The organism is Bradyrhizobium sp. Kon10 (genome assembly GCF_055807395.1).
Genome location: NZ_JBVVOZ010000001.1, coordinates 583,193 through 606,302 on the forward strand (window position 1 = coordinate 583,193; position 23,110 = coordinate 606,302).

At 58.5% G+C, this 23,110-nt stretch carries 17 protein-coding genes; 7 read left to right on the forward strand and 10 right to left on the reverse strand.

What is annotated here, in order from left to right; translation table 11 throughout:
• Nucleotide 1: 1 nt before the first annotated feature.
• Nucleotides 2-886 carry an aldose 1-epimerase family protein gene (locus AC0L2O_RS02845; protein WP_473368605.1) on the reverse strand — a complete coding sequence of 295 codons (885 nt, stop codon included), beginning with the start codon at nt 884-886 and terminating at the stop codon, nt 2-4.
• Nucleotides 887-992: 106 nt separating this feature from the next.
• Nucleotides 993-2,303, reverse strand: a complete 1,311-nt coding sequence (locus AC0L2O_RS02850) for an acyltransferase family protein (protein ID WP_473368606.1) — start codon at nt 2,301-2,303, stop codon at nt 993-995.
• 135 nt (nt 2,304-2,438) lie between these two features.
• On the opposite strand from AC0L2O_RS02850, the gene AC0L2O_RS02855 reads away from it, so the two are divergent.
• The 3 genes from AC0L2O_RS02855 to AC0L2O_RS02865 all read left to right on the forward strand — a co-directional run bounded on the left by AC0L2O_RS02855 (nt 2,439) and on the right by AC0L2O_RS02865 (nt 5,169).
• Nucleotides 2,439-2,858 carry a hypothetical protein gene (locus tag AC0L2O_RS02855; protein WP_473368607.1) on the forward strand — a complete coding sequence of 140 codons (420 nt, stop codon included), beginning with the start codon at nt 2,439-2,441 and terminating at the stop codon, nt 2,856-2,858.
• 221 nt (nt 2,859-3,079) lie between these two features.
• The gene (locus tag AC0L2O_RS02860) at nt 3,080-3,397 is read left to right on the forward strand and encodes a hypothetical protein (RefSeq protein ID WP_473368608.1); all 318 of its coding nucleotides are present in this window, start codon (nt 3,080-3,082) and stop codon (nt 3,395-3,397) included.
• A 602-nt stretch (nt 3,398-3,999) separates the two neighbouring features.
• Nucleotides 4,000-5,169 (forward strand): glycosyltransferase family 2 protein, encoded by a 1,170-nt coding sequence (locus AC0L2O_RS02865; protein WP_473368609.1) that lies wholly within the window; start codon nt 4,000-4,002, stop codon nt 5,167-5,169.
• A 123-nt stretch (nt 5,170-5,292) separates the two neighbouring features.
• Here the strand turns inward: AC0L2O_RS02865 and AC0L2O_RS02870 are convergent, their stop codons facing one another.
• Both AC0L2O_RS02870 and AC0L2O_RS02875 read right to left on the reverse strand, forming a co-directional pair.
• Nucleotides 5,293-5,685, reverse strand: a complete 393-nt coding sequence (locus AC0L2O_RS02870; protein WP_473368610.1) for a DCC1-like thiol-disulfide oxidoreductase family protein — start codon at nt 5,683-5,685, stop codon at nt 5,293-5,295.
• The gene (locus tag AC0L2O_RS02875) at nt 5,666-7,315 is read right to left on the reverse strand and encodes a hypothetical protein (RefSeq protein ID WP_473368611.1); all 1,650 of its coding nucleotides are present in this window, start codon (nt 7,313-7,315) and stop codon (nt 5,666-5,668) included. The genes AC0L2O_RS02870 and AC0L2O_RS02875 overlap by 20 nt, the downstream gene beginning before the upstream one ends.
• A gap of 212 nt (nt 7,316-7,527) precedes the next feature.
• On the opposite strand from AC0L2O_RS02875, the gene AC0L2O_RS02880 reads away from it, so the two are divergent.
• Nucleotides 7,528-9,057, forward strand: coding sequence for a lipopolysaccharide biosynthesis protein (locus tag AC0L2O_RS02880; protein ID WP_473368612.1), 1,530 nt, complete (start codon nt 7,528-7,530; stop codon nt 9,055-9,057).
• 150 nt (nt 9,058-9,207) lie between these two features.
• Here AC0L2O_RS02880 and AC0L2O_RS02885 read toward each other — a convergent pair whose 3' ends face one another.
• The 4 genes from AC0L2O_RS02885 to AC0L2O_RS02900 all read right to left on the reverse strand — a co-directional run bounded on the left by AC0L2O_RS02885 (nt 9,208) and on the right by AC0L2O_RS02900 (nt 16,700).
• Nucleotides 9,208-14,448 carry an Ig-like domain-containing protein gene (locus AC0L2O_RS02885; protein ID WP_473368613.1) on the reverse strand — a complete coding sequence of 1,747 codons (5,241 nt, stop codon included), beginning with the start codon at nt 14,446-14,448 and terminating at the stop codon, nt 9,208-9,210.
• Nucleotides 14,449-14,630: 182 nt separating this feature from the next.
• Nucleotides 14,631-15,821, reverse strand: coding sequence for an ABC transporter ATP-binding protein (locus tag AC0L2O_RS02890; protein ID WP_473368614.1), 1,191 nt, complete (start codon nt 15,819-15,821; stop codon nt 14,631-14,633).
• A gap of 55 nt (nt 15,822-15,876) precedes the next feature.
• A complete protein-coding gene (locus tag AC0L2O_RS02895; RefSeq protein ID WP_473368615.1) occupies nt 15,877-16,095 on the reverse strand; it encodes an NAD-dependent epimerase/dehydratase family protein in 219 nt (72 codons plus the stop codon).
• A 218-nt stretch (nt 16,096-16,313) separates the two neighbouring features.
• Entirely contained in the window at nt 16,314-16,700 is a 387-nt protein-coding gene (locus AC0L2O_RS02900; RefSeq protein ID WP_473368616.1) for a hypothetical protein, read from the reverse strand.
• A 266-nt stretch (nt 16,701-16,966) separates the two neighbouring features.
• Between AC0L2O_RS02900 and AC0L2O_RS02905 the strand changes: the two genes are divergently transcribed.
• Nucleotides 16,967-17,953 (forward strand): glycosyltransferase family 2 protein, encoded by a 987-nt coding sequence (locus tag AC0L2O_RS02905; protein ID WP_473368617.1) that lies wholly within the window; start codon nt 16,967-16,969, stop codon nt 17,951-17,953.
• Here AC0L2O_RS02905 and AC0L2O_RS02910 read toward each other — a convergent pair.
• On the reverse strand, nt 17,942-19,138 hold the full coding sequence (locus tag AC0L2O_RS02910) for a glycosyltransferase (protein ID WP_473368618.1): 1,197 nt from the start codon (nt 19,136-19,138) through the stop codon (nt 17,942-17,944). The two genes, AC0L2O_RS02905 and AC0L2O_RS02910, sit on opposite strands and share 12 nt — an antisense overlap.
• A gap of 108 nt (nt 19,139-19,246) precedes the next feature.
• Between AC0L2O_RS02910 and AC0L2O_RS02915 the strand changes: the two genes are divergently transcribed.
• A complete protein-coding gene (locus tag AC0L2O_RS02915; protein ID WP_473368619.1) occupies nt 19,247-20,296 on the forward strand; it encodes a glycosyltransferase family 2 protein in 1,050 nt (349 codons plus the stop codon).
• 64 nt (nt 20,297-20,360) lie between these two features.
• Here AC0L2O_RS02915 and AC0L2O_RS02920 read toward each other — a convergent pair whose 3' ends face one another.
• Nucleotides 20,361-21,179, reverse strand: a complete 819-nt coding sequence (locus tag AC0L2O_RS02920) for a glycosyltransferase family 25 protein (RefSeq protein ID WP_473368620.1) — start codon at nt 21,177-21,179, stop codon at nt 20,361-20,363.
• 256 nt (nt 21,180-21,435) lie between these two features.
• Here AC0L2O_RS02920 and AC0L2O_RS02925 point away from each other — a divergent pair, with 256 nt between their 5' ends.
• Nucleotides 21,436-23,106, forward strand: a complete 1,671-nt coding sequence (locus AC0L2O_RS02925) for a putative Ig domain-containing protein (RefSeq protein ID WP_473368621.1) — start codon at nt 21,436-21,438, stop codon at nt 23,104-23,106.
• Nucleotides 23,107-23,110: the final 4 nt, after the last annotated feature.

A 23,110-nucleotide genomic window follows, 5' to 3' on the forward strand; every position in this document is an offset into this window, starting at 1 on the left:
ATCAGGACGATCCGACCTCGATCCGATACGACAAGCCTTCTTCCGCACCGGCTGCGATATGCATCAAACCCGGCTTGTCGCTGAATTCGCCGTCGAAGCCCGCGGGGCTCGCAAAGCCGCGCCAGGGCTCGATGCAGAGGAACGGCGCGCCCGAAGGTTTCGACCAGACGCCGAGTTCGCGAAAGCCGCGCCATGACATTTTGAGCCAAGGCCCGGCGCCCTGCCCGGCCGCATAGCGGACCGCCTTGCTTGCGATGCGATCGAAGATGATGGCGTCGTCGGTGAACAGCGTTTCTGACAGAGGAAGCTCCGCGCCTCTGACGGGGCTTTGCTCCGCTGCCGCACGCAACAGTCCGGCGTCGAGACGACGAACCGGAAAGCGCTCCGCGTTCGCAAACGTCAGTGCATAGCTTTCCTTGGTCTGGCCAGGGACGAGCGGCCAGTTGAAAGCGGGATGGCCGCCGAGCGAAGCGGGCAGCGTCTCCTCGCCGGTGTTGGCGACCGTGAGCGCCACATCGAGCCCTTCTTCATCGATTGTAAAGGTTGCTGCTAGCCGGAACGCGAACGGATAGACCGTGCGCGTTGCCTCATCGTCGTTCAGCACCAGCGTGCAACGATTTTCACCTCGCTGGGCCCATGTAAAGCGCTGGTCGCGCGCAAAACCGTGCTGGGTCATCCGGTAGGTTCTGCCCCGGTGGTGCAATTCGTCATTGGCGAGGCGCCCGACAATTGGAAACAAAAGTGGCGCGTGGCGCGGCCAGGCCGGCCCCGCCTGCCAGATCAATTCGATGCCGGCCTCACCTTTGAGCGAGCACAGCTCAGCGCCTCGCGCCTTGATGGTCGCGGTGAGGCCGCGTGCTCGAATGGAATGGGTTTCGTCGGTCATGCTCACGTGTACACCTCAGAACCACATGCAGCAAGACACTGGGGAACGCATGACTAAAGCGCTGCGACAGAATTTTTGCGCAGCCGGATTTGCGCCCCGCTCTCTGTTAGGACGATGCAACGGACTCAGACTCGGCGTGATCACGACTGGATCGTCTAGCGCCAGCGAGTTCATTGGACCTGGAGTCGCGCAACAAGAACAGAGCTCTCCAATCGAGCCGTTGGCCAAACTCAATATAGCGATAGCTCAAAGCGCTCAGCGCGATCACTATTGCGAGATACGGCAATGACAATCGAAGCGTCTCTTTCAACGAAGAAGTATCCGGCGGGATCATTGTGACCATGATGATCGAATGCCATGCATAGATGCTGTAGCACATGCATCCAACGACTTGAATTGCCCATGCTTCGAATACACGATTTACCGACCATGCCCCGCACAGCACCGCAAGCAATACCATAGAAAACCCGGCGCAAAATATCGTTGTATAGAGAATGCTCACGAGCCAGGGGCCGTAATCCTTGAGAAATATGGCGGCAATCATCAGCAGCACCCCGGGCAGCAGCCAATACGAATGCAATCGCTTGAGCGAAGCGCTGTCCCTGGACTTGACATAAAGATCGCAAACCAACATTCCGAAAATGAATTGGTAGCACGCCCCGAAGATGCCGCCCACAAACGGGCGAAATACGCCGATCCGATCGACGGCGATAAGATTTCCGGTCACCACGAAGGCTGAGCAGACGACCACGCTCAACAGCACCAGCCTTTCGAGGCTCCACCGCGCGATCAGAAGGATCAGCAGTGGAAACAAAAGGCTAAACCAGACTTCAACACCGACAGACCACAACACGGGATTGGACGGAGGCATAAATCCGTGCGGCACAAAAATGAATAGTGTCGATAGGAGTCCGCCAAGCTCCATATACCAGCCGTGCGATCCAGCGGGAGATTTGGCATGGAGTGCAACCGTCACGAGGACGACGATATAGTAAAGCGGAAGCAACCGCGCAGCTCGATGCCAATAGAAATCCGGGAAGTCCGCCAGCCGCTTGATGGCTTTCTTTTTCGTGCGATAGGGAAGGTACAGAACGAATCCAGAGAGCACAAAAAAGATATTTACGCCCAAGAAGCCGTGCTTCGCGATAACGGCAAGGAGACCATTGGGATCGAGCTCGCCGGGAAACGACGGCGTGCTGGATGTAAACGGAACAAACAGGTGAAAGACGATCACCATCATTATCGCGAGGCCACGAAGGCCGTTGACGGCCCCGATCTTCAGCGCGCCGCTTTCTGCGAGGACGGAGGAACCTGGAGATTGTATTAACAAGATCGACGATCCCGGCATTTCGTGGTTTGTTACTTGCGATACTGGCCAGATTGAATGGCCTGTCAATCGACAGTGCTGCCACATCATTCATCAGGACAGATATTGAAAGAGCGCGGCCCAGGAGGACACGGGAACAACATGCCTTCAAATGGTCAACTACGGGATATAGATGGCAGCAGACTGGTTTTGGGGGCGTTATTGTGAGAGCGCGCGTATAGCTTGATGGCAGGGCTTCTTATCATATTTGTTCTGCTCGCGATTGGCTTCGCTGCAGGCTTTGGCGCGCGCGAGCTAATTTCCCGCAAGCGACAGACGAAGTACCTGCAATTACAACCCTACATTTCGCCCGCGCTCAGACCCAGGCAATCATCTTCCGATGAACGCGCGAGGACGCGACATGCCGCGTCTGAACCGCCGATGGATGAAGGGCGACGGACGAACCACGACATCACGCATTCGTTTCAGGACATATCCGTTCACGAGTGGAACCCGGAAAAACCAGCAAGGCGTGCCGGCGCAAACTTGCATCTGATCCCGCCTCATCGGCCTGAGCCGAACGCCGGATCTTTGCAGCCCGCGAACTTCGAACAGAGCCTCGAGGAGTTGGTCGCACTCCTGAAGCGCCGCGGGAAGGGCGTCTAGACCCCTCTAGCTTGAGTCGGTTTGGTCAGAAGTCTTTCGCCGTGTCTGCGAGTTCGCCTTTCGCAGCGTGGTTGTGCCCCTGAGGATATTTCCCGGGGGCTCCGCGCATTTTCGGCGAAAGTGGCCGACCCACTAATTGCCTAGCAGACGCAGTTATAAAGTGGTATCTTTTCAGCAGTTCTGTGGTTGAAATGCGACGATGTCCCGGGTCAGGGACATCCTTGGCGCAAATGCAGGAGGGCGGATTTTTGATCTTGCTGTTGGTGGTATGCGGCGTAGCGGGTGTTCTTTTGGGGCGCACTCTTCGCGCGTTCGTCCTCATTCCCGCAACGATGCTAGTCATAGTTCCAGCGTGGTATTTGGGCGCTGAGCAAGGTCTGATGACCGGTGTGATATCATTTGTCGTCAGCGCGGCGGTAATGCAGGTGGCCTATTTCGCGAGCCTGCTGACCAATCTGCTTCTCCAGAACCTCTCGCTGCTCGATCAGGTGCAGTCGGAGGCTTCTCCACCGTTGCCTGAAGCTCGAGTCGCACTCTAATCAATCACCGGCGCGACAGTGGGGATGCAAGCCGAGGATTTGGTCGCACTACGCGGTGCAATGCGAGTTCCTCCCCGGATCAGTCTGAAGCTCGCTTAGTCGCACGTGCCACGGATGGATATCTTCCACGTCGACAGAGCCGTTGGCCTGTCCATCGGCCGGTTCCGTTATGGTTTGACCGGGATTTCCCAGACAGTGTACCCGCGGTCATGGTCCAGCTTGCGAACACCTCGAAACCGTCAGCGGAAAGCCTGTCCCGCGCCAATTCAGCGCATCAGCATTCCACGCTGAATGCCAGCTAGGCTCGATCTCCTCAAGGAACTGACGGCGCAACGCCTGCCTTGCGTTACATCAGCGGCGACTCACGCTGTTTGGGAATTTGATGATAATGGGCGGCGGATCTGGAACCGGCGCCTCCTCGGCTGATATTTTTCCATCGTGCAGAAGAAGCGCACAGATGGCCTCGCCAGGGAATTGTGAATACAGAATCAACTCGCTGGAAAACGAAATGGTCTGCCGCGACGGCACCTATCTTCGCCGTCTTTGTCGTGTCCTGTCTTAAGATTGCTTCAACGTGTGTTTGGTTGGCGGGAGGATCCACAATGGAACTGCTGGCGAGAGTAGCGGCAGCAGCGCGCCGTAGCGGCGCACGGGAGGCATTGCAACGGTCGATCGAAACGGACCGAGCGGCTGTAACTCTCTCGGAGCCAACACGATTGCGGCCGAAGCAACGTCCTGGTCCCGCCATTCGCCGGATCGATACCCGGCCGCTCGATATTGGCGCCGATGAGATCGTGGCGGTCGGCAAACTCCGCAATGAGATGCTCCGACTACCCGATTTCCTGAGCCATCATCGCCGGCTTGGGGTCGGACGTTTCCTTGCGATCGACGACCGTTCGGACGACGGCACGCGAGAATTCCTCCTCGATCAGCCAGATGTTCACCTGCTCGAGATCTGCGAGCCGTTTGCAGAATCAGATGGTGGCGCGCGTTGGACCAGCGCCGTGCTCGACCAATTCGCGCCGGGACGGTGGGCGCTGACGCTCGACGCCGACGAGCTCTTTGTCTATCCCGGCTGCGAAAATTTTGATCTTCGAAGGCTGTGCCGCTACCTGGAGAGCACCGGCGCGGATTGCATGACTGCGGAGATGATCGATATGTATCCACGCTGGCTCGGCGGCCCGGAGCGCTACCGCGCCGGACAGAGCCTTGTCGCATTCTGCCCCTATTTCGATTCAGATACCTATGTGAAGCGCCGTCGCCGCGGCTTTCCGACGAAGTACCTGATTGGCGGAGCGCGAGCGAGACTGTTCTATGACGAGCCGATGCCGCCGAAGATCGCGTTATACGATGCGCTCGTAAGGCTGCTCGAGCCCTACGGGCTGGCGCGGCTTCTGCCCGCAGTCAACGTCACGCGCTGGCAGCCACCGCTGCTCACTAAGGTGCCGCTCGCGCGCTGGTTGCCCGGCCGCCGCTATATCGCCGCCGGTCACCTAATGGTCCCGCCCGGCAAGCCAGGCGACGTCACGGGCGCCCTGCTCCATTTCAAGTTTCTGCATGACTTCACAGATAAGGTCGCCACGGCCGTCCGCGAGCGGAATTACTACCGCGGATCGGTCGAGTATCAACGTTACGCGGAGCGGCTCGCTCAGGATCGGTCATTCGAACTCACCTATCCGAAAAGCCGGATCTACCAATCGTCGGATGATATTGTCAGTTGCGGTCTGATGCGCTTCTCCCCGGCCTACCAGACCGTGACGCGGCAACCCTAACTATCGCTTCCGGAACATCGGGCGCGCTCTAGAGTCCTTTTCTCGACTCGTCACCGGACTGCATCGTTCTACTCGATGGACCTTTTGGAAGACCGGTCCTCGCCGTTCTGGAGCATGCTCAGATCAGAGCTCACCGATCAGCCTGCGGCCGAGCAGCCGAAGGAGAAGCTTCCTTCCACGCACGAGCGTCGGATAAAGTGCCCGTGCGAGCCGCGGCCGGGAGAACACGAGCCGATTGACGCGATTGAAAAATGTCGCCTCGCCGGCAAGCGTTGCCAGCAGATACATTGCCTCGGCCCCATAGTAATACTGCCCACGCCAGCGAACCACCATGCCTTCATTAAGATCGAGACTGCGCGCGCGGATCTCGCCCACTATCGGATGTTCCGAACGCGCGTCGATCAGGTGGACGCGCTGCCCCTGCTCCCGCAATCGGTATAGCAGAACATAACGGCTGCATAATGGGCATTCGCCGTCATAGACCACCCAGATCTCGTCATCGCCATCTTGGGTCAATTCGATAGTCCGTCTGCTTCCGCACGTCGCGCACAAGTTTGCCTTCCGCAAGGCCGAGGCATACCGAATCCACTACGTAGTGATAGGCGACAATGTCGTCCATGCTCAGCTTGTTGAATTCGCGGTACATCCATGGATTTGCGAGCATGTGATGCGGATAGGCATAGAAGCTGTTGTTGTCCTTGACCCAGGGATAGATGCGGAAAAAGCGGTCCGTCTCGCGGACCAGTTTCTCCACAGAGTCCATGACTACTCCTGTGTCCTGGTGAGGAAGAACCTCCGGACCGCAGGTGGTCGCGTCGTGCCAGGTCGTAAGGTCGTGGTTGTTACCGCCAACACGAGCCCGGAAATGGTTTTCGGGGATGTACATGGTTCCGGTCCCGATCATGTACGAGTAGATGCCGAAATAGGTGGACGGGGCGAGGATCTGGCGGCCATCCCGGGTCTCGACGAAGAATCGCGGGCTTGCCAGCTTCGGCCCATCCAGCCAGCCGAGGAAGTTGGTGTAGAAGAAGAATCGTCCGCAGATGATGGCCACGACCATCACAACCTTCATGGCCGGGGTGAATCCGTCGCGCGGCAGCCTGCCCGCCGCGGCGACGATGAAAAGGTTTAGCGCAATCCAGAAGAAGAACAGCGCCCCAAGGGTGAAGTACACACCAACGTGAAAGACATCGAACAACAGACAGAAGAACGACAACGCGCGCGTCGACATCGCGGCCAGCGGCGACAGCAGCTGCGCGCCCAGCACCAAGACGTTGAAGAGCACCTGGTTGCTGACGATCGCGTCCCAGATAGTCTGCAACGCGGCCGGCCACAGGCCGAGCGGGGCGTCGCCACGTTCGAGCCCCATCAGAATCGAGGTCTGCGTCGGGTTCGCAAGCAGCCAGGTCCACGGCTTCTCGCCGCCTGCCTGCAGCTTCGCGATTCCCGACCAGAAATAGCTGCCGAGATGCGCCCCGACAGCGCACGCCCAGATCAGCCCGTAGGCGCGATCGCGGAGCTGTTTCACACCGTCTGCGGAAGCGAACACGGTCCGCAACTGCGGCACGCGATCCATTGCCAAGGTACTGGTAAGGACGATCGTGCCTAGCACGCCAAGAACGCAGAAGTTGCCGACGTCGAGCATGCCAAGATAGTCGGTCTCGGTCACAAAGATGCCGGAGACGACGCTGACCAGCTCGCGCCACGCATGGTAGAAGTAGAACAGCGGCAGCAGAAATGCTGGACGCCAGATCGCGGCAATGCCAGCTACAACCGCGAGCACTGCGCCGTAGCGAAAGAACAGGATCCTGTCGCCCGAACCGAAAAGGATATTGGCAGGGCCTGCGAAGGGCCCGAGTGAATCGAAGAGCAACTGCACGAAGATCGCCATTCCGATCGCGAATGCGGTGATCCGCAATGGCGGCGAGAAATCCCGGTAGCGAATCGAGCTGAAGGCGAGCGCGCCGGCAAATGCCGTGCAAACCAGCACAAGCGCGTAAATGTCAGACCAGCGCGCGAGATGCGTGACGGCCCGCCGCGAAATCGCAGAAAGAACGACGGCTACTGCAAGGAGGAAGAGAGGTCCCGCCAGCGATGAGATGCCAGACCGGGTTCCTTGCCGTGATGCAACGGTATATAACGCCATCCCGTCTCGGACCTCCGGAACTGCGCGATCGCAGATCAACCGAACATTATCGAATCGATCGCGTCCTGCAAGGATCGCAAGCGCAGCCTTGGCCCCCGATGGGAGTGCTCACAAAATCATCTTGCGGGAACCTGAATACTGCGAATTGAAATGTGACAAACTGCGGGCATTGATGTGACTGCGCGTCTCCGCAGCGACGTTGGTGAACTTTCATGCAATCTTTCGAAGTTGGTCATACGCCTCGCTCGACGGGACTCGCCTCAGAGTCCGCCGATCCCGCATCGTTGGACAAAGACAGCAAGTCGCGGGCCGCAACCAATATCCTCATAACGGGTGGGGCCCAGGCTTGGAAACTGTCGGCCGGTTTCGTTTTGACGATATTCTCGACGCGAAATCTTACGCCATCCGACTTCGGGCTACTTGCCATGTCCGCGACCGCCACAACGTTCTTGGGGCTCATCAAGGACCTCGGCGTTGGACAGGCCATCATTCAGCGCCCAGAAATCGCCAAGGGCCAGATCGATGCGCTGTTCTGGCTGTCGATGCTAGCTTCCGCGGCGTCGGCCCTCGCCCTGACATTGAGCGCATATCCGCTTTCACTGTTTTACGACGATCCTAGGCTTCGACAGCTCGTCGTCGCAATTGCAGGGCTTAGCTTCATTGCAGGCCTGTCAACCGTTCCCGCCGCCCTGCTTGCCAGAGAGTCCGGGTTCAAGGCCCTGGCAGTCTTGGATGTCGCAGCGACAACCGCATCCGTAGTCGCGGGGATCGTTGCTGTGATGGTCTTGAGAAATTACTGGGCGCTTTGCCTATCGACGCTCGTTCTTACGCTGGTTTCGACAGCTGGGATCTGGATCTGTTCGGGCTATCGTCCCGGATATCCTCACCTGGACAGCGAGACGCGGCACATGGCAACATTCGGCCTGCACGTGTCTGGGTTTAATCTGGTCAACTATTTCTCGAGAAACGCGGACAATATCCTTATCGGCAAATTCCGCGGCGGCGACGAACTCGGCCTTTACGATCGGGCCTATAAGCTATTGCTGTTCCCGATCGTGCAACTGCACAACCCGATCGGCCAGGTAATCGTCCCGCTTCTTTCGCGGCTTCGTCTCGATCATAAAGAATACCTGAGCACTTACGACGATGCCCTTTCCATGGTCATGCTTGTATGTCAGCCAGGCATCGTCTTCGCCATCTTGCTCTCGGAGCCGCTGTTCAGAATTGTCCTCGGAGAGCATTGGGTGGCTGCAGCCCCGATTTTTTCATGGCTTGGCCTTGCGGGCTTGATCCAGGTCGCGACCGCGACGGGCGCCTGGCTGTTTCTCAGTCAAGGCCGTGGGCGGGAGTACTTCAAGCTGGGCGTTTGGACCGCTCTGATCAACGTAACCTCATTCATCATCGGCCTTCCCTGGGGCGCCCTCGGGATTGCCATGGCATATACCCTTGTGAACTGCGCCATCGTGCCGCCGCTTTACGCGAAATCGATCGGTCGCAATGGTCCCGTGACAACGAGGCGTCTGATCGAAACGACCGGCCCGCATTGGATCGGTTGTCTCGTCGCGGCGGCCGTCACAAGAATTTCGACCATCGCGTTGCTGGATGGAAACTCTCTGGCTGGAATGGCTACGCTGCTGGCGCTTGCCTATGCGTCATATCTTCTAGCCATCACTTTCTTTGCGCAGAAAAGGACACTCGCGAGGCGTCTGTTGCGCTACGCTTATCGAACGGCAATCCCCTAGATCTAGGCAAGCTCTCCCAGGGCTTCAGGAACGGGCGCAACCCCGGCGACGTCAGCCGACCGGAACCTTAACAGCAGTCAGACCAATACGCGGTGGCAGCGATTGAGTTCAGCTTGCTGAATTCGCCCTGCCAATGTGATCCAAAGAGCTTCAGCGAAGGATGAAGTTGTGCAATTCCGCCACATGGGCATCGATGGGAGCCACCGCGTGAACGAGGTCGACCTGATGAAAACTGAGGTCGGCATCTGAGCGACTGGTCTCCACGAGGGGCGCTGACCTGAACAATTCATGGAACGTCTCGTTAACGAACTCATAGGCGCCCTTCCAGGCGGCAAATTGCTCGAAAACAAATCCTTCGTTTCCCACGCCCGCCGCGGTTGCGGCCGGAGCGGCCGCAGGAGGCTGCGACGCCGGAACCGGCGCGAAATCAAAGCTGGTTTTCGGAGGATCGATGACCAGCGTGCCGCCCGTTCCGTCGCTGGAGAGATTGAAGGTCGACCTCGTGTAGTCACCAAGCAACGAAATATGTGCCGTGTGATTTTGGGCATCGACCACGGTCAACACGCCACCGGCTGTGTCACCGGAAAAAGACTCCGATGTCCCGGCTCCGTACACGATGTCCTTGAGGTCGATATGGTTGGAATTGGTGGCGGTGCCATCGCCCGTCAGACCGAGCAGCGTCCCCGCAAATTGCCCGGCGTGGTCCAACACCAGATTGCCTGTCGACGCTTTGAAGGTGATCGAACCGGAAGCGGCACCCGACAATTCGAGTGTGGCGCCGGCGTCGATCGTTGCGGCCTGCGTCATATTGCCCAAGTTCAATACGACATTTCCCGAGATTTTGAGGATGGTCGATGACGTATTGATCACACCATCGCCATTGAGGTCCTGATAAAAGGTCGTCTCGACCATTTTTAGAGAAGGGTCTGTCGGAGACACCTTGTTCAGGAGGTTCGATACATAGTTGCCATTGCTGTCCGTGGTCCACACAGATAGTTCGCCGGTGGCCGGAATCTTCCAGGCCACGTCATAACCGCTGGACGTCTGCTCGACGCCCACCGGCGTCCATGCGCCAAACTGTCCCGACACGACCGCGACACCACCATGCTTCAACGTCGGCCCAGTGCCACTGGCCATCGAGTCGAGCAAGTAATTCTTGCCGACCAAAACCAGACTGGTTGAGCCAGACGCCTCGATGGCCGTGCCTGAAACCGACTGGGACATCGGTGGAAGACCAATCACACCATCGCCGTTGAGATCCTGGTGGAAGAGAGTCTCACTTGATTCAAGAGCCGGATCTGTTCCAGACACCTTGGTCAGATAATTGGATACGAAATTGCCGTTGCTATCGGTATTCCAGATCGCGAACTGGCCAGTGGAGGGAATCTTCCAGGCGACAAGATAACCGCTCGACGATGCTTCCGCACCGACCGCAGTCCATGCACCAAGCTGCCCTGCGACGACCGCCGTCCCGCCATTCTTCAAGAGGATCGATGACCCGGCCGTCGAGAGATAGAACTTGCTTCCCACCTGGGTGAGCATTGTCGTGCCGGCCGCTTCGATCACGGTACCGACGGGAGCGCTGAAGGGGTTCGAGAGTTGGCTCAAATTGCCGGCGATGTCGGTTGCAGTCGCGGTGAGGCTGTGCTGGCCTGCCGTGAGCGATGCGGTGGTGATGCTCCAGGCCCCACTCACCGCCGCCACGCCGGTGCCGAGCAAGCTCGAACCTTCGTACAGTCGGATAGTGCTTCCGCCCTCCGCGGTGCCGGAAAGGATAATGGCGTTGGAAGCGGCAGGTGTGTCCGAGGTCAGGATAGGCGCAGCCGGTGCATGCGTGTCGACTATGACACTTAGCGCGCCTGAGGAAGCGCTGACATTGCCGGCGGCATCCGCGGCCCTGCCGGTGAAGGTGTGGCTGCCGTCCGCCAACGATCCCGTCGCAAGCGACCAGACTCCGTTGGCATCGGCGACCACCGTTCCGATCAACGTGCCGCCGTCGAAGACCTGCACCGTGCTCCCCGCGTCAGCAGTTCCCGCCAAATTGACCTGGCTGACCTTGGTGGAGCCGTCGCCGGCAATATTGGTGTCAGGCGAGAACGACGCGACCTTGGGCACAGTCGGGGCGACGGTGTCGATCGTGACATTGACCCCGGCCGAGAGCGCGCTGAGACTGCCGACGCCGTCCATTGCGGCGGCCGCGAAGGTATGGGCGCCTTCGACCATCGTTCCGGTCGCCAAGCTCCAGCTACCATTGCCATCGGCGATCGCCGTGCCAATCTGATTGGTCCCGTCGAATACCTCGACGGTTACACCTGCCTCTGCGTGACCCGTGAGGATCAGATGACTTGTGTTGATGAGGCCCGAAACGATCGATCCGCTGTCGTTGGTAGCGGAGAGCGTCGGTACGGCAATAGACGTCATCGCCATCGGCGAATTCGTCCCCGAAACGAATGAATAGTCGGCCGAGGTCAAGCTGGTGACGCCGGCAATACGCAGCGTATCTGCGCCACCGGCGTAGTGAACGGTCCACACATCGTTCACATGGGTCAAATAGGCCCCGCTGTCGTAGCCTTTCAGGATCAGCTTGTCGTGCTCGGCAGTCGCGCTCGTCAAGACGTGGAAATCTGCGATTGTATCGTTGCCGCTGCCTGCATTGTAAATGAATGTATCGTTCCCAGCGCCTCCGGAGAGCCAGTCGTTGCCGCCTGCGCCATCGAGGATGTCATCACCGGTCGAGCCGACCATGCGGTTTGCCATCTGGTTGCCGACGCCGGCGAGCCCGCCCATCATCAACGTCAGGTTTTCGACGTTGGCCGGCAGCGTGTACGACGTCCAGGCCTCCACGCTGTCAATACCGCCGCCGTGATTCTCGACGATTTTCTGGGTTGCGCTGCCGATAATGTAGGTATCGTCGCCGTTCCCTCCGACGAGCGTGTCATCGATATTTACTGCCGTGAGCTTGTCGTTCGCCGCGGTGCCGTACACTATGCGGCTACTCGCTTTCCCGCTGATCCAGGACGTAATCGTGCCGCCGACCGGCAACGTTGCGGGCAACTGGAAATCGTCGCCGGTGAACGCGGAGATCGTCGTGTTCCGAAACACCAGGGTATCCTGGCTCGTCAGCTTCAGATAGACGTCGCCTCCGACCTGGCTCATCGCCGCCTGTACGTCGGCGAATGAGCTGAAGGCAAAACCGTTCAGCTGGACAATATCGTGTCCGGCGCCCGATCCCGGCGAAAAGTCGGTGATGATGTCCGAACCGTCGCCGGAGTTGAATACGAAGGTATCCGCACCACCACCGCCGGTCAGGATGTCATTGCCGAGCCCGCCGGTGATGACGTTCGCCGCGGAATTGCCGGTGATGATGTTGGATTGGATATTGCCCGTGGCATTGACGGCCGCTGAACCGGTGAGCGTCAGATTCTCGACGTAGCTGGGAAGCGTGTACGTCACCGAAGAGTTTACCGTATCGATGCCTCCGCCATAGGCTTCGACAATCTTCGCGCCCGAATCGGTCACGACGTAGGTGTCATCGCCGGCGCCGCCGGTCATGGCATCGGCGCCTCCGGCGCCACCAATCAGGTCGTTGCCGGAAGTGCCAGTCAACGTGTCCGCAGCCGCGCTTCCCGCAATCGTGTTGGTCGGTGTTCCGCTCGTGAGAAGGGTGTAGTTCGCGAGCGTGTATTCCGGCAGTTGATAGGCCTTGATTGAATCGATGGTCATCGTCGCCGTCGATCCTGGAGCGGCATTGCCCGGCCAGCTCCCGCCCATCGCGAGATTGGCGATCATATACATCGCCGCATTCATATCGGCGGGCGTGGCCTGCTGTGCGAGCTCCTTCCCGTCGACGAAAAACGTCAGGTCGTAAGGCGTCCACTTGAGCGCGAACGTGTGTTCTCCTGTGGTCAGGTTGGCTGTATTTGCCCAACCGCCGTTCGTCGCGGGTGCGTACGGTGAGTGAATGGCCCAATGGGCCTGGCCAGGATCCTGACCAAAGCCTTCGAGCACATCGATTTCCGTATTGAGGTTGTTGGCAGTGGCGGGCAGCATCCAAAACGCCGGCCACGCGCCGCTTGTGCCGGGCAGCGTGGCCGTCATCTCGAAATAACCGTAGGTCTGGGTAAAGCTGTTCTGGGTCGAGATCATGCCCGACGAGAAAATGGCGCTGCCTGTATAAGGCGTGGCACTCGCAGGCAAGGGCTGCGCCGTGATGACAAGATGGCCATCCTGAATCGAGAACGGATTAAGCCCAAGCGACGTTGATGCCCGGGTTGTCGGCAGCCCGGAAAAGCTCGGATCGACATACACTTCCTGCTCGCCGGCCAACCCGTAGCCTGCTGCTCCGCTCCAGGCATAGCTTGTTCGCCAGGTCAGGCTGGGATCCTGCCCCGCGGAAAGCGTGTTGAAGTCGTCGTTGAAGGTCTGGACCAATCCCGTCAGGGGACTGACAATATTTACATTGGCCGCCGTGAGATTCTGCAGGCTGGTGTTTTCGAGCGTTATTGTCTCGCCGCTGGCGATCGTCAGGATAAGGTCGGTGCCGACCTGCTTCATCGCCGTCGTGACATCGACGAATGTCTTGAAGCCGGTGTTGTTGAGCTGCAGGATGTCCCCGCCCGCGCCCGCCTGAAAGTCGGTGACGATGTCGTTTCCGTTGCCCGTAGTCACAACAAAGGTGTCACGACCGGCGCCACCAGTCAGCACATCGTTGCCCCGCCCGCCGTCGATCATGTTGTCGCCGGCGTTGCCGATAATGATGTTGTTGAGATCGTTGCCGGTGGCGGGAGACGGAACGCTATCCGTCAGAACCAGGTTCTCGACGTTCGGCGCATTGACGAGGCTGTATCCATTGATGTTCCAGACACGGATCGTGTCGATACCCTCTCCGGCCTGCTCGACGACCTTGGTGTTGTGGTCGTAGACGTAGTAGGTGTCGTCCCCGGCTCCACCAATAAGGGTCACGCCCGTGCCGCCGGCCTCCATGCCGTCATTTGTGGCTCCGGTGGTCAGCGTGCCGCCTGCCGGAACAGTACCCGCCCAGTTCCACGCGGTTCCACTTGCCGGCAGCGGATTATCGAGCGCGACATTATTTGCAGCCAAAGTGGAAAGCGCTACATTTTGCAGGGTAAGCGTCTCGGTCGATGACAGAGTTACGATCGTATCGGAGCCCACTTGCGTGGCTGCGGCCAGGAACGTAGCGAACGTCGCAAAGCCGTAATTCTGCACGCGCAAGACGTCGCCGCCCATACCCGCTTGAAAATCGGTGATGCTATCGGATCCGTACCCCTTCGAAATGACGAAAGTATCCTGACCTGCTCCTCCGCTCAGAACATCGTTTCCGGTGCCACCAAACAGGACGTCAGCACCTGCTGTTCCGCTGATTACGGTCATGATCAGTGCTCCCTTTGCGCGGTACCCAACGATAATCGCGTTCAAAAGCGCCTTACGGATTCCAAACAATTTGACCCATGAAGATAAAATCCGCTCACGGCTGGGAGCCCGATCGAACGGGCCTCAAGGCGCACCGTAAGGATACGGATTTCGAGGTGGAACTCGGTGGGGCACCGAAAGTTTCAGCGCGCGACGCTCTCGGAACGCGCACTGCTTGAACTCGCCAGGACCTTCAGGGGAGGCCCCCCCGCACAAACCCGGCCGTCTTCAATGCAAACCACATGGTCTGCATCGCGCACGGACTCGAGGCGGTGAGTAATGAGCAACAAGGTTCGATTTTTGAAGTGCAGCCGGATCGCGCGTCGAATGCTGTCCTCCAGGGACAGATCAAGCGCACTCATCGCTTCGTCAAGAATGAGGAATTTCGGATGGCGTACAATCGCGCGTGCAAGACCAAGACGCTGACGCTGCCCCCCCGAAAAGCGCAGGCCATGCTGCCCTATCCAGGTGTCGTATTTGTCGGGCAACGCCTCAACGAACTCTGAAATGCCTGCCACCCTCAGCGCCTGCTGGACCTCTTCCTCGGTGGCGTCGTCCTTGGCCATCCGAACGTTCTCGATCACCGTGCCCTCGACGAGGTCGACGTCCTGTCCGGCAATCGCGAGCATGCCAAGCCAATCAGATCGGCGGACATCTTCGATGGGTCGACCATCAACCCTTATGGTCCCCTCGCTGACCGAATAGAGCCGAAGAAGAAGATTTACGATCGTGGTCTTGCCCGCCCCGCTGGCTCCAATTAGCGCAGTGGCTTTGCCCGCGGGAATATCAAACGAAACATCCGATAGCGCCGGCTCAGATCCGACGTCATAACGAAACGTCACTCCGTGAAACGAGATACCCTCGCTCAGCGTCCTCGCGGCAAGGTGTCCGGGCTTCGGATACTCCTTGTCACTCGTCGACAGCATGCCACGAATTGAACGAAGCTGAGGCTCGATCTGCGCCATATACAGCAAGTTCGCTTCCATATCTCGCATATGCGGCTGTAATCGATAGAGCAGCGCCACTGCGGTCAGGCTCGTCGCAAATCCGATACCCCACATATCGGCCGACGCGATAACGAGGAACAGCACGAGAATATATCCCACCTCCGTAAGAGGTGAGACCAGAGCGCCTGCGGATGCGTTTCGGCTATCGGCGTGTGATTCGGGATTCCGCAGCTGGCGTTGCTTTGGATCGTCGATCGGAAGTGACTTGAACTCGATTGCGGATCTCGACCCTGTAAGTTCGATGACCAGTTCGGCCAGCTCCAGCATCGTGATCTCGGCGAGATTTCCGAGACTCATCGGGCCGACGACACCGTCAAGTGTGTTCATTGGCCTGACGAGCCCCATAGAGAGGAAAGATGATGTCGTGCTGGTTCACTTCGAACTAACGGCACGCGAGCAGTCCAGCTAGATTTTCCCTCGTGCCGGTGTAAAAATTGTCGGCGCACAGAAGTTCGCTTCCCGCGCTGACCAGCCGCTCGCAGAGGTGTGAACCCAGAAGGCCGGCGCCACCCGTTGCCAGAATTCGCTTCCTTCGCGCCAACAACGCCTCACTCCTTGCCGCGGTCGTGCCGGTTTTCTCAGTCTCCTCACTTCCAATCAAATCTTATCGGGAGGGATAGTGGCCTCATTTGGTGCGAAACAATTGTGCAGCTTGCATGATCCTGCCCCATCGGCCGGCGAGAGACCGCAATACAAGCGGCGATCGTCGCGCATGTATTCGCAAGAGCCTCGGCACCGGTCTCGGCGAAACGTTCCGCCGACGATGTCCGATGCAGCGGCAGGCGGTCTTTTTTTCAGCACGGCGACATTGCGGCGAAATTAAAGTCCCGGTCCGGGTTCGTCGGAGGGATAAAAGCGCCCCTGACGCGCTTCCGATAGAACCTGTCCTGTCGATGATTTCACCAGCGCGGTCCATTCATAGAGACCGGGCATGCAAGGACCGTATGTCCGGATCGTCCCAAAGGGCAAGATGCCATTGCCAGGAACCGGAACGTCCTGGCCTCCCATTTCTCGAATGCCTTGCGTCAGCGTCAGCGACATCGACGCGGCACCTGCGGGAAGGTTGCGAAAACGGATTTCGGGATTCGGAAAGAGCGTCACGCAGCCGTGCGCCCCGCGCCAGGAAAAATCCAGCGTCATCGGATCAGCCGATGCAGGATAAGGTACGGCAAGCAATGAGGCGAAGAGGGCGACAGCAACTCTCACTTATAAAGCTCCCATTCGAGTTAGCTTCCGATCTTCAGGCGGACGGCTACCACCAGACGCAAAATAGATCGCCGGTTTTAAGGCACTTGGTCGCCATATCCGCTCATTTTGCCGAGGCACCAAGAGAACAAGCCATGAGGCCACGGGTTGGCCATTTTTTTGGTGGATTGTTGCTTGTCCCTTGGGGTGCATCAATAGATAGCGTTCCCGCGCCTGCCAACGGATTAGACAAAAATGCATGTGGCAGTAGGACCGTGTCTAGGAAAGTGCTGATTGTCATACCGGCCTTGAACGAGGCGTCCCACATCGAGACGGTTGTCCGTAACCTGGCCCAGGACAGTCTTCTCGAAGACCGCATAATAGTCGTTGCAGATGGCGGCAGCACGGATGGGACGCCTGACATTGTTCGCGCTCTCGCCAGAGAAATTGATGGCGTCAATCTGCTGCATAATCCCCAGCGGCGACAGAGCGCCGGCGTCAATCTGGCCGTCCAGGTCTACGGTGCTGACGCGCAAGCCCTGGTACGGTGTGACGCCCATTGCGAATATCCGGCGCATTATGTTTCACGCCTCCTCAAGACGCTGGACGAGCGCAAGGCCGACTCGGTCGTGGTGCCCATGGACTCGCGTGGCGACGACTGCCTCCAGAACGCCGTCGCCTGGGTCTCGGACACGAAGGTCGGTTCGGGCGGATCGGCACATCGCGGCGGAAGGCAAAGCGGCTTTGTCGACCACGGACATCATGCGGCCATGACCGTTGACGCATTCCGAAGGGCGGGGGGTTACGACGAAACCTTCACTCATAATGAAGATGCAGAGTTCGACTGCAGGCTGCGTGCAATCGGCGGCCGGATATTTCTGGATTCGGACATCCGCCTTTCATATCGACCACGATCGGGTTTCGCCAGCCTGGCGAAGCAATACTTCAACTATGGCCGCGGTCGATCGAGAACAGTGAGACGGCATCCCGGATCGCTGCGACTGCGTCAGTTCCTAGTGCCCACTCATGTTGCACTTACGTTTTGCACCATCCTGCTGTCCCCCGTGGCGCCAGCGCTGTTGGCATTCCCGGCGGCCTATCTGGCGATCCTGGCACTGACCGCAGTGATGATTGCAGGAAAGCACCGCTCAATCTGCGGACTGCTGGCCCTGCCGGCTGCTGTCGTGATGCATTTCGCGTGGGCGCTGGGCTTTTTCTGGGGCATCCTGTCGATCCGTCAGAGCAGCTGGCAGATGACCCCTTCAGTTTCGTGAAGCCTCAAGAGCCTGGGCGCCGGCATCTGCGCCCACACGCTGGCCCGCCTTCGCATAGGCGGCTTCGGTCTGGCGTGCAATCGAGGTCCACGTCGGCACTGAGTCGCGCAGGTCCAGCATTCCTTGGCTCTTGGAGATTCGATAGTCAGGATCGCCGATCAGGCGCTCGAGCGACCGGGACAATGCGACGGGATCATCTGGAGCAACGAGCGTCCCTTCCGCCTGATCGCTGAGCCATTCCGAAAACGTTCCAAGGTTCGACGCGACAATCGGACGTCCCCCTGCGATCGCCAGCATCAGCACACCCGACGCGTCAATATCCCGGTATGGAAAAGCCAGGATATCCGCGCGCGCGACCAGCGAAGTGATTTCATCTTCCGGAACGAAGCGCAGGTCGAATTCGACATGCTCTTCGAGCTGCAGATCCTTCACCATCGCAAACAGCGGCTCCATCGGCATTTCCGGCCAGCCGACGACTTTCACCACGCAACAGTTCCTGACCTCTCGAGGAAGCAGCGCAAGCGCGCGAAGCATGACGTCGACGCCCTTGTAGGGCTTTATCTTGCCGAACAGGAGTATTTGAACGAGCCCGCCCCCTGCCGAAAGCTCGTCGACCGGTCGGGCGATATGATCCGTCAGCAATCCGTGCGCGATAACGGATATCTTCTCGTCCGGAACACCAACGCCCAATAGGCGATCGCGTGCAACGGTCGTATGAACGATAAGATGATCGAAGCAATGCAGAATCTTGAGCGCGCCAATCCGCTGTATCCGCGAGCTCGGATTGTTGTTGAAGGGATTCGAGTCATGAACGGTCAGCACAGTTGGCGCAACCTTTCTGAACTTTGGAACGAACTGGCTGTCAACGATCGCCAGAGGCGCCCACTGGAAATGGATCACATCGGGCGGCGCTCTCCTGAAGCGCCTGATCAGCCGAGCCATTGATTCAACGTGACTGAGGCCCTTCAGTCCCAGCTGCACGTTGCGCGGGAGTTTCTTGAAAAAACGCGACTGCATCCCAGGATAAAAATGCCGATCAAGAAACTGCATTTCGTCGACGGACGGCTTCTGCCCAAGCTGGCGCCCGACAATGCTCGCCGCATGCCCAATATCGGTCAATCCTTTGGCTAATCTAAGATCGTACGGCCAGGTAAACAGTGACGGATCGATCAGAGCGATTTTCATGCGATTGTCTCACCAACCATGCTTGCGGATCGTGAAATTACTTCTGGCTCATCAACGCATGGATTGATAGCCTTCGGTGACACTGGCGGATTTCCTGAGCGACACACGTTGAAGATTAGCATTGTCATAACAGTCTACAATTACGAGCGGTATGTCGGATTGGCAATCGACAGCGCGTTGAATCAGACGCGTCCGGCGGATGAAATCGTTGTCGTCGACGACGGCTCGATCGACGGTTCCCGTCAGATCATCGCCGAGTATGGTGAGAGGATTCGAGCCGTATTTCAGGCAAACCAAGGCAACATCGCAGCATTCGAGGTGGGGTATCGCGAAGCGACAGGCGATGTGCTGCTCTTCCTCGATGCAGACGATATCCTGATGCCGACAGCAGTGGAAAATGTCGTCGCACACTGGCGCGAGGGTCTCTCGAAAGTTCAGTTCAATCTGGAACTTATCGACGGCGCTGGCACGCCTCTGGGACGCTCATCCTGTGCGTTTCCGGAATCGTATACGTCACAGGACGTGCATGCAGAATTTATCCGGTCGGGAACGTACATCTGGCCGGTCATGTCGGGAAATGCGTATTCCCGAGCCTTTCTTCGTCAGGTCATCCCTCTCAATCCGCCCGTCGGATACGACGGCGCTCTCAACTCGATTGCGCCTCTTTACGGAGACGTCGTCACGGTACAGGCAGCCTTGGGGCAATATCGGCTCCATGGTCGAAATATCAGCCGGAACGACGCGAAGGGGCGCCCGCAGCGCTTTCCCGATTTCGCCAGGCAAATCGGGTTTCGCGTCGCCGAGTTCGATATCCTGAAGGCGCATTGCGACAGGAAGTCGGTACATGTGCAATCGGCAAGGCCAATCGATAACGAGATCGTCTTTGTCAACTATCGACTAGCGTCGCGCAAATTGGGATTGAGGTATGTCGCCCAGGACTCAGACACGTCGAGCTCGCTTCTGCGTCGTGGCATATGGCTCGCCCTGACCGAGACGACACGATGGCGGACCGCTGCCTCTCATATCGTCTGGTTCACTGCATTATTCTTGAGTCCGTCCTGGCTTGCATACCGGCTGATCATGCTCCGGTTCAACAGGGCAGAACTCCTGAGGCCGCTCCAGAGGTTCGGCGGCGTCACCCGACGCAAGCACGCCTGAATGCGCCATCGCGCAAAGGCAACCCACCTCGTCAGATCCTCGTCGTCCGCCCTCCAAGCGTCAATCACAGGCTTTCGATCCTGCGAATTGCCTCCTGCATTGGCTCGTAAAGATTGGTTACGCCGGCAAGGCGGGCACGAATCCGCCTGTCGGACTGGCGAAGACGAATATTTGCCGACAAGCGCAGAACATATTCCTTCGATTTCCACGCAAACCATGCCGTCCTGTCACGCGCTGTAGGCTCACGGACCGACTCGGCTGCTTTTGCAATCGACGACGGCAGCGTCAGCTCAAGGCACGGAAAAGGAAACAAGCCATAATTGTACAGGCCATTTGCCCAGAAGCGATCCATCTCCCAGTCGACTGGCCGATGGATCGTCGTCACGCTTTCGATGAATCGACGCGCGGCGCGGCTGGAGATCAGATAGGCCTGCGTTCCCATTGGCGCGCGCTCAAACCGCACCAATTCCCGCTGATCCAGCCAGGCCACATGCTTGCTGGGTGCCATGTGTCGCCCATACAGTCGGAGATAGCCGATCTCGGCAGCCTTGCAGATATCCGGAAGCGACCGAAAGCCGAATCCGACATCGAGAATGACGTCGTCTTCTACCACAAGCGTCCATGAATCGTCGGTGTTTGATGCCCCCAGTTGCGCCATGATGCTCATATGGCTCGCTGCACAGCCGATCTCGGCTCGTGAAAGGCCCCTGCCCCAAAAGCGGACGGCCAGCGCTTCATCATATTGCGGGAGCCCCTTGGCTGGCATACGCAGGGCATCAAAGAAGGTCCACGGAATTCCAACCGAGTCCAGATTTGCACTCGCGCGCTCGCGGCGCTGGGAACCGGCCAAACTAATCGCCACAACTCTTAGATCGCTGCCCATTGGTTAGTCAGTCCTGCGCTATCAACTTGGAACCGCATTGCACATGATGTCGAACGATTAGCGCGAACATGTCTCTGCTGACAAGGAGAAGGCAAGCACCAAGGCTGCCATGCTCGCGACGATGTTTCAGATTGTTATCCCGTCAGGACGAAATCCGCGGCTATACGCAGAACGCGTCCCGCATTCGGACGCCGTCACGCGAACCGAAGGTTCCTCACTTGCGAGTGATTGCGCGCGTAAGCTAAGCGAGGCTTGGATGCCATCAAAGCGTCGAATTAACGGCACCATGGCAGCACTATTCGTCGCATCGCTGGTTATTGCTGGCTCAACATTCTATCTGGACCTGAGCAACGATGGTATGCGACAGCGCCTGCGATCCATCACGCCCTTCAAGCAAAGCAGCCAGATCATCGGTGGCGCTGTCCTCGGCCAGAATGGCAGCGGGTTGTATGCGGGCTATACGCTGTCCTGGGGTGACGATTTCGACACGCTCGATATCGTTAGTCCGGCAAACCCGCGCGGCAAGTTCTTTCCGACTGGGGCCTATCATCCAGGCATCCGCGGCAATACCACATCGTTAGGGACAGCGTTTGATGCCGACCCGCTAACGACAGGTTACAAAGACCGTAACCGCGGCATCGCGGTCGGCTTCGACAACATGTCGGTTTCCAGTTCGGTGCTGCGGCTCGGGGCGCGGAAGGCAACAGTGCGCGAACAGGCATTCCTTACACCGACCGACCGGTCCATCAATGGAGGCGTCCGCCCGCACCTCTCTGCTATGATCCATACGGCCGGGGCATTTGCATACTACCCGACCGCGAATGCCGTCATCGTCGAGATACGCGCTCGTTTCAGCTCCAGGCTTACAAATCCGGCTGGCTTTCATCCAGCATTCTGGACCTATTCCGTCGCACCCGTGCTCAATCCAACCGGCAATGAGTGGGATCTGGAATGTAACTCTCAAGGGATGCACTTCAGCAATATCGTCCACACGTCCGGGGCAATCTCGACCGACAACAGCGCCGGACCGTTCGACTATATGGACGATACGTTCCACGTCTTCAGCTTCGTCTTTCGAAACGGCGGAAGCACCCAGCTTTACGTCGACGGTACCCTTCGGTCCCAGTTTGTTGGCGTGAACTCCAATACCAAGAATATGCCCTCATTTGTGCTGCTGACGTCACACATATTCAACAACACGTTCGCGGGCGAGGCGTATGACGCCGCGTCATGGGCCGGGTCGGCGACCGCGGTCTATCTCGATGTGGACTGGATCCGCGGCTGGCGGACGGCAGGTGTGGCGCATTGGAAGCCGCTGGTTTCGGTCAAAGACCTTAATGTCGATTATGACGGCAGCGGCAAGGTCGTGCTCCCGAGCGCCAAGGCCCTGTGGGGTGATGCAAGCGTTACCGAATTTGTCCAGGTCGTACCCTACGATAGCTCCGAACCGGGCATGACGGAGCAGACGACGTTTACGCAGTTCCCGGCAGGAATTTCGTACGACGCGGCCTCGCGCACGGTCAGGGCGGACTTCACCGCCGGCACGGGCCATGCCGGGCGATCTCACGTGGTCCTCTATGGCTATAAGCCCGATGGCTCGACCATGGAACCGCTGCGATTTTCCATCAATCGCGGCCCGCGAATGACGACCGGCCCCCTTTCGGCCGCCGCGGGCGACCGCTACAGCTACGATATTTATGGGGCGTGCGACGCCGGGATCATGACGCCGAAAATCCTGTCCGTCAAAGGACTACCGCAGGGTCTCTCTTTTGACGCTTCCACAGGACTCATCACCGGCGCACCAACGGCAACAGGGGTCAGCACCCCGACAATCTCCTGCACAAACAACGCGGGTCAGACAACAACGAGGACGACCACGTTCACCATCGACGCGCACGATCCGGCCGCCCCCCGGACGGGAAGATGATGCT